The organism is Flavobacterium sp. (assembly GCF_044371705.1).
In the GTDB taxonomy this organism is placed as follows: domain Bacteria; phylum Bacteroidota; class Bacteroidia; order Flavobacteriales; family Flavobacteriaceae; genus Flavobacterium.
Genome location: NZ_JBILTE010000082.1, coordinates 1 through 11584 on the forward strand (window position 1 = coordinate 1; position 11584 = coordinate 11584).

Genomic DNA, 11584 nt, shown 5'->3' on the forward strand with positions numbered 1-11584 from the left:
CTTCATCTGTACGTTGGAGTGAAGATGCTGGGGGTAATGAGATATTAACCAGTGCATATCCTTGATCCTCTTCAGGAATAAAACCCATTGGAATTTTTTTACCTAACAAAGTGACAGCAAGCAAAACCACAGCAAGCAAAGCGACAATCCGTATCGATTTCTTTGCAAAAAAAGTAGCTCCTTTTAAATATCCGCCGGTAACTTTTTCGAAAATCCTATTGAAACCAGCAAAAAATTTAGCCAACCATCCTGTTTGTTCTTCCACCGGTTTTGTGGGTTTTAAAAGCATCGCACACAAAGCAGGGCTTAAAGACAAAGCACTAAATGCGGAGAAAGCAACAGAAACTGCAATAGTAATCGCAAACTGTTGGTAAAATCGTCCAGTGATTCCGGGTGTCATTGCCACGGGAACAAATACCGCAATCAAAATTAAAGCAATTGCAATTACTGGCCCTGAAACTTCTTTCATTGCCTGAATTGTAGCCTCTCGAGGAGTTTTACCTTTTTCGATATGATGCATTACAGCTTCAACCACTACAATGGCATCATCTACCACTATACCAATCGCCAAAACTAACCCCAATAAAGAAAGTGTATTGATGGAAAATCCCAACATTGGGAAAACAGCAATAGTTCCAATTAAAGAAATAGGTACGGTTATCAAAGGAATTAATGTAGCTCGCCAGTTTTGAAGAAAAATAAATACTACGAGAATTACTAACAATACCGCTTCAAAAAGTGTATGAACAATGTCTTCAACACCGGCAGTAATGGCAAGCGTTGTATCTAAAGATTCTTGAAATTCTATATCTTTAGGGAATTTTTCAGCTATTTCTTTCATCGCTTTTTTTGCGGCTTCTGCAACCTCAAGAGCATTACTCCCCGGCATTTGATACAAAGCTATTACAGCACTTGGCGAACTATTTCTTCTGGCACTTGAACTGTAGTTTTCAGATCCCAATTCAATGCGAGAGATATCACTCAATAAAACTTGTGCTCCATCGTCATTACTTCGAACTACAATATTTCCAAATTGTTTTTCAGTAACTAAACGGTCTTGCAGAGTAACTCCATAAGTAAACTCTGTCCCTTGTGGAGCTGGTTCTGACCCAAATTTTCCACCGGGACTAATCATGTTTTGAGCATTCAAAGCATTTTTTACCTCATCAACTGTTACCCCTAATTTAGACATTATGTCAGGTTTGAGCCAAATACGCATCGAGTAATCACTCCCGCCAAAAAGTGAAACTTCTCCAACCCCATTTATACGTCCCAACTGATCGACTACGTTGATGCTGGCATAGTTATTCAAAAATTTAGCATCAAATTTTGGATTGGTTGAAGTAATGGTAAACAACATCATTGGAAAAGACAATGATTTTTTAACTACAACTCCTTGTTGTTTTACACTAGAAGGCATAAAAGGTGCAGATTGAGCCTGACGGTTTTGCGTAAGCATATTGGCATTATCCAAATTGGTGCCCACATCAAAAGTCACTTCAATTGTACAAGCTCCATCAGATGTATTGGTAGATTTCATATACAACATGTTTTCTACCCCGTTTACTTTTTGTTCAATTGGAGTAGCAACAGCTTGTTCAACATTTAGTGCATTTGCGCCTGTAAAACGAGTTGTAATTTTTACAACCGGAGGATTTATATCTGGATATTGTGAAACTGGTGTTTTCTGTAATGCAAGTAATCCGAGTATCACAATTATGATACTAATTACCATGGCTACAATCGGTCTTCGAACAAAAAATTCTCCCATGAGTAAGGTGGCTTAATTATTTAATTTGTGCTGTATTAGTTACATCCTGACCAGGTAGCCAATTTATTTTTTTTGGAACTATTAGACTTCCGCTTTTTAATAACGAAGTTCCTCCTAATGCTATTTTATCTCCTGCTTTTAAACCGTCTTCTATCACATATCCATCTTTGAAGGTTGGTCCGGGAGTTATAACCCTCATTTCTACCTTATTATCAGCAGCCAACACATATACTTGATAAATTCCTTGCATTTCAATCACAGCACGTTGCGGAATTACAATGGCATCTTTACGAACATCAGTAACAATTCCAACTTTAACATACTGTCCCGGACGGAGTAATTTATCTGGATTTGGGAAAGCAGCTTCAAAAGTAATGGCCCCTGTTGATGGATCAATTTGTCGGTCAGCAAAACTCATTTTACCTAATTGTGGATACATTGAGCCATCGGATAATTTAAGTGTTATTGATTGCCCTATTCCTTTTAATGTTGAATTTTCTTTTGTATATTCTCTGAAAATGCGAAGGTACTCTTGTTCGCTAATTGTAAAACGCACTCTTACATCTCCCAAATCTGAAATAGTGTTTAAAACTGTCATTGCTCCTGGACGGACATAATCGCCAACTCGTACTTTTGAAATTCCTATCAATCCTGTAATGGGTGCTGTAATTCTGCAATAACTTAATTCTATTTTTGCATTTTCTAATGATGCTGTCGAAGCCTTCATTCTTGCTACTGAAGCATTATAAGCTTCTTTCGCAGCAATTAATTCTCTTTGACTTAGAGCATTCATTTTAGCTAATGGTTCTATCATGTCTAAATCAGATTTAGTTTTAGACAAACTAGCTTGAGATTCTGCCAAAGTACCTTGTGCTTGACTAACTCTTGTTTGAATTTGCAAGGGGTCAATGGTGTAAAGCAATTCTCCTTTTGTAACAACACTACCTTCTTTAAAATTTAAACTTTCAATTACTCCATCAACACGAGGGTTGATTTGAATATCTGATTGACCAAAAGTTTGTCCGGTATATTCCGATTCTAAGCGTACATCTTGTTGTAAGACTTCAATAATTCCTATTTCTAAAGGTTTAGCTTCCGGAGCAATTTCCTTTTTACAAGAAAGAAAAGATGTTAAAAGAATAAATTGAATTAGTAACTTACTTGAATTATAGGACACTTTCATAGTGATTTGTTTTTTTGTAAAAGTATTCATAAGTTAAATAAAACCAAAAAATTAAGCTGATAATTTAGTAGTAATTATGTAATTTAAATAATGAATTTTGTAAGACTTTATCCAAATTCTTCCATAAGAGTAAATTTTATACCGCTTTTTACCATGATCTCATTTTTTTAAATTAAAGTATTTTCCTAAATAATTAGTTTTTAGTCAAGCTCTATCATCGCTTTTACCTGCTCGGCAACTTTTCTCAACAGTTCAATGTGTGTGGACAAAATTATCTTTCTTTAAGCAGCCAAAAGCAAAGTAATTTTGTTACCTGAACTAAAAAATTTACCTTTGCAAACGAATTCTTCCATTTAGAGTTCTTAAAAATTTTGTAAAGACGTAACATGTTACGTCTCTATCTAACTCAAACTGTTTATAGCATGCAACTGTATAACACAATGCGAGCAGAGGAAAGAGCCGAACTTATTGACCAAGCCGGCAAACAACGACTCACCTTGTCTTTCTATGCTTACGCAAAAATTGAAGACCCTAAAAAATTTAGAGACGATTTATTCTTAGCTTGGAATCCACTGGATGTTTTAGGCAGAATTTATGTTGCCAACGAAGGGATCAATGCCCAACTTTCATTACCGGCAGATAACTTTTATTATTTCAAAGATACCATTGAAAAATATGATTTTATGCAAGGTATTCGATTGAATATTGCCCGAGAGCACGATGATCATTCCTTTTTAAAGTTAACGATTAAAGTCAGACATAAAATTGTCGCGGATGGTTTGGATGACTCTACTTTTGATGTTACCAACAAAGGAATTCACTTAAAAGCAAAAGAATTCAATCAATTACTTGAAGACCCAAACACCATTGTAGTTGATTTTAGAAACCATTACGAAAGTGAAATTGGTCATTTTAAAGGAGCTATTACTCCGGATGTGGACACCTTTCGAGAATCATTGCCCATAATCGAAGCACAGTTAAAAGATTTCAAAGAAGATAAAAATTTATTGATGTATTGCACCGGAGGAATTCGATGCGAAAAAGCAAGTGCTTTTTTTAAGCATAAAGGTTTCAAAAATGTGTACCAACTGGAAGGCGGAATTATTGAATATGCCCGTCAAATTGAACAAGAAGGTTTGCCAAGTAAATTCATTGGTAAAAATTTCGTTTTCGATCATCGATTGGGAGAACGAATCACCAATGATATCGTATCACAATGTCATCAATGTGGCAAACCATGCGATAATCACACCAATTGTGTAAACGATGGTTGTCATTTATTATTCATACAATGCGATGAATGCAAAGATAAAATGGATAATTGTTGTTCAACTGAATGTCAGGAAATCATTCATTTGCCCTTAGCGGAACAAGTGAAACTGCGAAAAGGCATTCAAAAAGGAAACATGATTTTCAAAAAAGGTAAATCAGATGCACTAAAATTCAAACATTCCGGTTTATTGAGCGATGAATCCCTATCTATAGCTGAAAAGCCAAAACCCATCCGCGAACGTATCAAACGCAAAAAAATAATGGTAGGCAAAGCACAACATTATTACACAAAAGCACAAGTGGGTTTGTTCTTAATTGAAAATCAAGAAATAAAATCTGGTGATACCGTTTTAATTTGTGGACCAACTACCGGAAATCAAGAGCTAATTCTAGAAAATATTTTTATTAATGGCAAAGCAGGTACTATTGCAAAATCAGGTGACAAATTAACTTTTGCTGTTCCGTTCAGAATTCGCTTATCAGATAAGTTGTTTAAAATTATACATTGATAATTTTATAAATCACAGCTGCAAAAGCCTATTTTTCATTCATAAAATAGGCTTTTCTTTTTTAATTATAGAAATTAAAGCAGTTTATACTTCTATAAAAAAAATACTATCTTTACACACTTAACGTTTGATGACTAGTAGTTCCTTATTTTTTTAGGAGCGATCAATATATATAATTAAATTATGGCTTGTACAAACTGTTCTACCGGGAGTAAAGATGGAGGAGCTCCCAAAGGATGTCAAAATAAAGGGACTTGCGGCACCGATAGCTGCAACAAATTAACGGTTTTCGATTGGTTGGCTAATATGAGCTTGCCTGGCGGACAAGAACCGTTTGATTGTGTGGAAGTGCGTTTCAAAAACGGACGGAAAGAATTTTATCGCAATACTGAAAAACTTACCTTAAGCATTGGTGACATAGTAGCCACCGAAGCTTCTCCGGGGCATGATGTTGGAATCGTTACACTTACGGGAGAATTAGTTAAAATTCAAATGAAGAAAAAAGGCGTTAGCATTACTAGCCCTGAAATTGTAAAAGTATATCGAAAAGCTTCTCAAAAAGACATTGATATTTGGACGGATGCAAGAGCAAAGGAAGAACCAATGAAAGTGAAAGCCCGTGAAATTGCCATTCAGCTTAAGTTACAGATGAAAATTTCTGACATTGAATTTCAAGGGGATGGTTCAAAAGCTACGTTTTATTACACTGCTGAAGATCGAGTAGATTTTCGTCAGTTGATTAAAGAATATGCTCAAACATTTAAAGCCCGAATTGAAATGAAACAAGTAGGTTTCCGTCAGGAAGCTGCTCGTTTAGGTGGCATTGGTTCTTGTGGTCGCGAATTGTGTTGTTCTACTTGGTTAACCGATTTTAGAAGTGTAAATACTTCGGCAGCAAGATATCAGCAACTATCTTTAAACCCACAAAAATTAGCAGGTCAATGCGGAAAATTAAAGTGTTGTTTGAATTATGAACTAGACACTTACATGGATGCTTTGAAAGATTTTCCAGATTTTGAAACCAAATTATACACCGAAAAGGGAGATGCTTATTGCCAGAAACAAGATATTTTCAAAGGTTTGATGTGGTTTGCTTATGCAGAAAACAACGCCAATTGGCATGTGTTGAATATTGAACAGGTGAAAGAAATTGTTGCCGAAAACAAAAAGAAAATTAGAGTTTCTTCGTTAGAAGATTTTGCGGTTGAAGTAGTTCAAGAGAACAAAAAAGACTTTAACAATGCAATGGGTCAGGAAAGCATTACGCGTTTTGATCAACCCAAAAACAAAAAGAGACCCAACAAAAAAAGAAAGCCTAATCCGAATAGAAATGAACAAAAAAAGTAATCTACTATTCCTGATTATACTGATTTGTTTCACCTCATGTGACAAAAAAAGAATCTTCGACGAGTATAAATCTGTCGGACAAACATGGCATAAGGATAGTGTAGTTTCTTTTTCGTTTTCACAGAAAGACACGCTAAAACCGTACAATTTGTTTGTAAATTTGAGAAACAACAACAAGTATCCTTACAATAATTTATTTTTGATTGTTGAATTAGAGCAGCCCAACAAACAAACAATTGTAGATACGTTAGAATATCAAATGGCAAATGCCGAAGGAACGCTCTTAGGTGACGGTTTTACCGAAACAAAAGAAAGTAAGCTTTTTTATAAAGAAAAATACCAATTCAAAAATTCAGGAACCTATAATGTGTATATCCAACACGCAGTTAGACATTCCGGTAAAATTACCGGTGTTGAAAACCTAGACGGAATTCTAGATGTAGGGTTTAGAATTGAATCAACAGAATAATACTACTATGGCTCAAAAAAAGAAAACGGAAGTAAAAGACATCGCTTATTATCAAAAGAAATTTTGGAAGGTGTTTTTTATTGGATTGGGAAGTGTTTTTGCCTTCTTCTTTTTAACTTCTTTGGGAGTATTTGGCTCTATGCCATCGTTTGATGAATTAGAGAATCCTGATTCAAATTTAGCCACCGAAATTATTTCTTCTGACGGAGTAGTTTTGGGTAAATTTTATCGAGAAAATCGTTCTCCTGTTAAATATGAAGATTTGCCTCAACATTTGGTCGATGCATTAATTGCCACCGAAGACGAACGTTTTTATGAACATTCGGGAATTGACGCAAGAGGAACTTTAAGAGCTGTGGCTAGTCTTGGAGCAGATGGAGGAGCCAGTACTATTTCGCAACAATTAGCTAAACTTTTATTTCATGGAGAAGGTTCAAGATTTATACTATTCAGAATCGTTCAAAAAGTAAAAGAGTGGATTATTGCAACCAAATTAGAACGTCAATATACTAAAAATGAAATCATTGCTCTGTATTTAAACAGAGCCGATTTTTTGAATAATGCAGTAGGAATTCGATCTGCTTCTAAAATATATTTTCAAAAGGAACCACGTGATTTAACTATAGAAGAAAGTGCCTTACTAGTGGGAATGTTAAAAAATCCACGGTATTATAATCCCAGAAAGGAAAGTAAAAAAGAATTAGTATTAAATCGAAGAAATACAGTTTTATCTCAAATGGTTCGAAATAACTTTTTAGAACCTGAAGCAAAAGCAATTTTAGAGAAAAAACCAATCGAGTTAAATTTTAAAGCTGAAAGCCATACAGATGGAATTGCAACTTATTTTAGAGAATATCTGCGGAATTACATGAAAAAATGGATTGATGAAAATAAAAAGCCGGATGGCACTGATTACAATATTTACAGCGACGGATTAAAAATCTACACAACCATCGATTCTAGAATGCAAACCTATGCGGAAGAAGCTGTGGACGAACATTTGAAAAATCTTCAGGTTGAATTTTTTAAGCAACAAAAGAAAAATAAAAACGCTCCGTTTTATAGAATCTCTGAAGAAGAAACGGATAAATTGATGAGTCGTGCCATGAAAAATTCTGAGCGTTGGCGAATGATGAAACTTCAGGATAAAAGTGATGAAGAAATTATCAAATCATTTGATGTAAAAACAGAAATGAAAGTCTTCACTTGGAAAGGTGAACGCGATACGATTATGACTCCAATGGATTCCATACGTTATTACAAACACTTTCTCCGAACAGGTATGATTTCTATTGAGCCGGAAACCGGACAAATTAAAGCGTGGGTTGGCGGTATCAATTACAAACATTTTCAGTACGATCATGCAGGTCAAGGTGCGAGACAAGTAGGTTCTACATTCAAACCATTTGTTTATGCAACAGCCATTGCAGAACATAATATGTCGCCTTGTGATTCAATTATCGACAGTCCCTTTACCATTCCAAAAGGAAGACATAATGTAACTGCCAATTGGACACCTAGAAACTCAACCGGAGAATATCGTGGAATGATCACATTAAAAAAGGCCTTGGCAAATTCTGTCAACACCGTATCAGCTAAATTAATTGATAAAACAGGTCCACAAGCAGTTGTTGATATGGCTCATAATTTAGGGGTTACGGCCGAAATCCCTGTTCAACCATCTATTGCTTTAGGAGCTGTTGAAATTACCGTTCAAGATATGGTGGCAGCATTTAGTACTTTTGCAAACAAAGGAATCTATATTAAACCGCAATTTATTACAAGAATTGAAGATAAAAACGGTAATGTTTTATTTGAAACCATTCCGGAATCGCACGATGTTTTAAATGAAGATATTTCCTATGCTGTTGTAAAGTTAATGGAAGGTGTAACCGAATCTGGAACAGGAACCCGCTTACGATGGGGTGGTGCCGGCTTTAGAAACTACAAATACAGCTTTACAAACCCAATTGCTGGAAAAACAGGAACCACTCAAAATAATTCAGATGGTTGGTTTATGGGTTTTGTGCCCAATTTATGTACCGGAATTTGGGTAGGTTGTGAAGATCGCTCCGCACGATTTAGTACAACACATATGGGCCAGGGTGCAACTATGGCCTTGCCGATTTGGGGATTATATATGGATAAATGTTATAAAGATGGTAAACTAAACGTTTCAAAAGAAGCTTTTGAACGACCTAAAAACTTATCGATTAAAGTAGACTGTTATAAACCCGCAGTAGTTGACTCTTTAGACTTTGATCAAGATGTGAAAGAGTTTAATATCAATTAAATTATACCTAATCAAACACTAGAATCGCCTTTGACAAAAGGCGATTTTTTTATACCTTTAAACCTTGTTATTAAATAACTATTTATGATTACAAGAACAGTTAAAAACGTAAATGAAGCCCTGCAAGGTGTCGAAAACGGAATGACCATAATGCTTGGTGGATTTGGACTTTGTGGAATACCGGAAAACACGATTGCAGCATTAGTGAAAATGGGAGTTACCAACCTAACTTGTATTTCTAACAATGCGGGTGTAGATGATTTTGGATTGGGACTTCTGCTACAAAAAAATCAAATTAAAAAAATGATATCGTCGTATGTGGGAGAAAATGCAGAATTTGAAAGACAGATGTTATCAGGCGAATTAGATGTGGAATTAACTCCTCAAGGCACTTTAGCAGAAAAATGTAGAGCAGCACAACATGGAATTCCCGCATTTTTTACGCCTGCAGGTTACGGAACAGAAGTTGCCGAAGGCAAAGAAACCCGCGAATTCAATGGTAAAATGTATGTAATGGAAGAAGCCTACAATGCCGATTTTGCTATTGTAAAAGCCTGGAAAGGTGACGAAGCAGGAAATCTTATTTTTAAAGGAACCGCTAGAAATTTTAATTCGTGCATGGCAGGAGCTGCAAATATAACCATTGCGGAAGTAGAAGAATTAGTTCCCGCAGGAACGTTAGACCCCAATCAAATACACATCCCTGGAATCATGGTCAACCGCATTTTTCAAGGTGAGAAGTACGAAAAACGCATTGAACAACGAACCGTTAGACAAAGATAATGTGCCAATGGAACAATATGCCAATGTGACAATTAATTGGCCTATTAATTCCCAAATCGACAAATCGACACATCAACTCATTGACACATCGACACATTAAATTGACACATCGACACATTAAAACATTGACACATTAAAAAATGGCATTAGATAAAAACCAAATTGCAAAACGAATTGCAAAAGAAGTCAAAGACGGTTATTACGTAAATCTCGGAATCGGAATTCCAACATTAGTGGCGAATTTTGTTCGAACAGATATTTCTGTTGAATTTCAAAGCGAAAATGGAGTGCTTGGAATGGGCCCTTTTCCCTTTGAAGGTGAAGAAGATGCAGACATCATCAACGCAGGAAAACAAACCATTACAACGCTTCCCGGAGCTTCCTTTTTTGACTCTGCTTTTAGTTTTGGAATGATTCGCAGTAAAAAAGTCGATTTAACAATTTTAGGAGCTATGGAAGTTTCTGAAAAGGGCGATATCGCCAACTGGAAAATTCCCGGAAAAATGGTGAAAGGAATGGGTGGTGCAATGGATTTAGTTGCCTCTGCCGAAAATATTATTGTGGCCATGATGCATGTAAACAAAGCCGGAGAATCGAAAGTATTAAAAAATTGCACATTGCCTTTAACCGGGGTAGGATGCGTTAAAAAAATAGTAACGGAACTTGCCGTGATGGATGTAACGCCAAAAGGTTTTAAATTGCTAGAAAGAGCACCCGGTGTAAGTGTGGAAGAAATTATAAATGCAACCGAAGGAACACTAATTGTTGAGGGCGAAATTCCTGAAATGACTATCGATTAAAACATTAAAACCTCGCAAAAATGCGAGGTTTTAAATGAGATATAATCTTATTTTTTAACTAAAACCCGTACTTAACAGCCAATCCAAAAACCTGACGCACTTGAAAACCTTGAAAAGCATTATCGTCATAAATGGTTTGGAAAGAGAAATTCGTAGTTAAGAATTTATTGATGGTCATCACAATATTTAACTGATAGTCTAAATCTACATTTTGTGGATCTTCTAAGTAGTTGGAGTATAAAGTTAAAATATTTTCAGCAGATACATTTTCAAATAATTTGAATTTATAATATCCTGATGCAAAAAAACCTAGTTCGTATCGTAATGTTTTTCCTTCATCAACTCCAAAATAATTCTGCCCAGCAAACTCTTCTCTTAATTCTTCACTTACAAATGTCATTTTTGATGAAAGAGGAGCCAAATTGAATTTGAAATTATCGGTTTTTTTCCACATTAAACCCGGACCAAAAGTCAAATAACCCGGTGACATAAAATTAGTAAATTCCTCTCTAGTCTCAATACCGCCAATAGTCGTATATTCATAACCTCTAGTAAACTGAGTTCTGAAATTTACGAATAAAGAGTAATACCATAAACCCCCTGCTTTTTTCCCTGCAAGTGAGTTCAGTTCTAATCGGTCATCTGTTTTCTTTTCAAACGCTGCATTTTGAGTTTGCAACAATCCATACGAAGCAATGATTTTATTATCCCACGACCAATCTTCACTTTTATAATTAAAATCGTAATTAAGTCCTAAATTACCCGAAAAGTTGTTTTCACCACCAGCCAACCAATTACTAAAGCTTGATTGGTTGAATAAAAAGATAACTTCTCCTTTTTTAGTCCACCCGCGTGTTCGAGTAGTGTCTTCAATGGCTTTGGTCACTTTTTCAATCTCTTTAACAACTTCTTGTGCATTGATTGAAAAAACAGATAGAAATGCAATCGCTAAAATAATTTTTTTCATTTGTCAGAATTTAAAAATAATTCTACAAAGTTAAAAATTGAATTGACCTATGCAAGTAACTAGTTGCCAGATTATAACATATTTATATTATTTTGAAGATTTGAAAAGAGGAACTGCGGAACAAGCTTCACCAAACATAATACTTTTAGCAAACGGCTGCAGGAATTGAATCGCTGCAATATATGCCGAT

Annotated in this window: 10 protein-coding genes; 6 read left to right on the forward strand and 4 right to left on the reverse strand. The window is 35.4% G+C overall.

The genetic code is table 11. The features are described from left to right. Positions 1-1771 (reverse strand): efflux RND transporter permease subunit (locus tag ACIQ2S_RS07240; protein WP_396174451.1); only part of this gene is annotated, 1771 nt, incomplete at its 3' end. A gap of 16 nt (positions 1772-1787) precedes the next feature. Further along, a complete protein-coding gene (locus tag ACIQ2S_RS07245) occupies positions 1788-2984 on the reverse strand; it encodes an efflux RND transporter periplasmic adaptor subunit (RefSeq protein WP_396174454.1) in 1197 nt (398 codons plus the stop codon). Between the two features lie 392 nt (positions 2985-3376). Between ACIQ2S_RS07245 and ACIQ2S_RS07250 the strand changes: the two genes are divergently transcribed. The 6 genes from ACIQ2S_RS07250 to ACIQ2S_RS07275 all read left to right on the forward strand — a co-directional run bounded on the left by ACIQ2S_RS07250 (position 3377) and on the right by ACIQ2S_RS07275 (position 10427). Continuing rightward, positions 3377-4735, forward strand: a complete 1359-nt coding sequence (locus ACIQ2S_RS07250) for a rhodanese-related sulfurtransferase (protein ID WP_396174456.1) — start codon at positions 3377-3379, stop codon at positions 4733-4735. 183 nt (positions 4736-4918) lie between these two features. Next, positions 4919-6082 carry a stage 0 sporulation family protein gene (locus tag ACIQ2S_RS07255; protein WP_396174458.1) on the forward strand — a complete coding sequence of 388 codons (1164 nt, stop codon included), beginning with the start codon at positions 4919-4921 and terminating at the stop codon, positions 6080-6082. Next, positions 6066-6551, forward strand: coding sequence for a gliding motility lipoprotein GldH (locus ACIQ2S_RS07260; RefSeq protein WP_396174461.1), 486 nt, complete (start codon positions 6066-6068; stop codon positions 6549-6551). The genes ACIQ2S_RS07255 and ACIQ2S_RS07260 overlap by 17 nt, the downstream gene beginning before the upstream one ends. Before the next feature lie 7 nt (positions 6552-6558). Then, the gene (locus tag ACIQ2S_RS07265) at positions 6559-8844 is read left to right on the forward strand and encodes a transglycosylase domain-containing protein (protein ID WP_396174463.1); all 2286 of its coding nucleotides are present in this window, start codon (positions 6559-6561) and stop codon (positions 8842-8844) included. Between the two features lie 84 nt (positions 8845-8928). Continuing rightward, a complete protein-coding gene (locus tag ACIQ2S_RS07270; protein ID WP_396174465.1) occupies positions 8929-9627 on the forward strand; it encodes a CoA transferase subunit A in 699 nt (232 codons plus the stop codon). A 140-nt stretch (positions 9628-9767) separates the two neighbouring features. Further along, the gene (locus ACIQ2S_RS07275; protein ID WP_396174468.1) at positions 9768-10427 is read left to right on the forward strand and encodes a 3-oxoacid CoA-transferase subunit B; all 660 of its coding nucleotides are present in this window, start codon (positions 9768-9770) and stop codon (positions 10425-10427) included. A 58-nt stretch (positions 10428-10485) separates the two neighbouring features. Here ACIQ2S_RS07275 and ACIQ2S_RS07280 read toward each other — a convergent pair whose 3' ends face one another. Together ACIQ2S_RS07280 and ACIQ2S_RS07285 are read right to left on the reverse strand one after the other, a co-directional pair. Continuing rightward, positions 10486-11394 carry a DUF3078 domain-containing protein gene (locus ACIQ2S_RS07280; RefSeq protein WP_396174471.1) on the reverse strand — a complete coding sequence of 303 codons (909 nt, stop codon included), beginning with the start codon at positions 11392-11394 and terminating at the stop codon, positions 10486-10488. A gap of 87 nt (positions 11395-11481) precedes the next feature. Beyond that, positions 11482-11584, reverse strand: a 103-nt coding sequence (locus ACIQ2S_RS07285) for a DUF2480 family protein (protein ID WP_396174473.1), incomplete at its 5' end; no start/stop codon positions are given.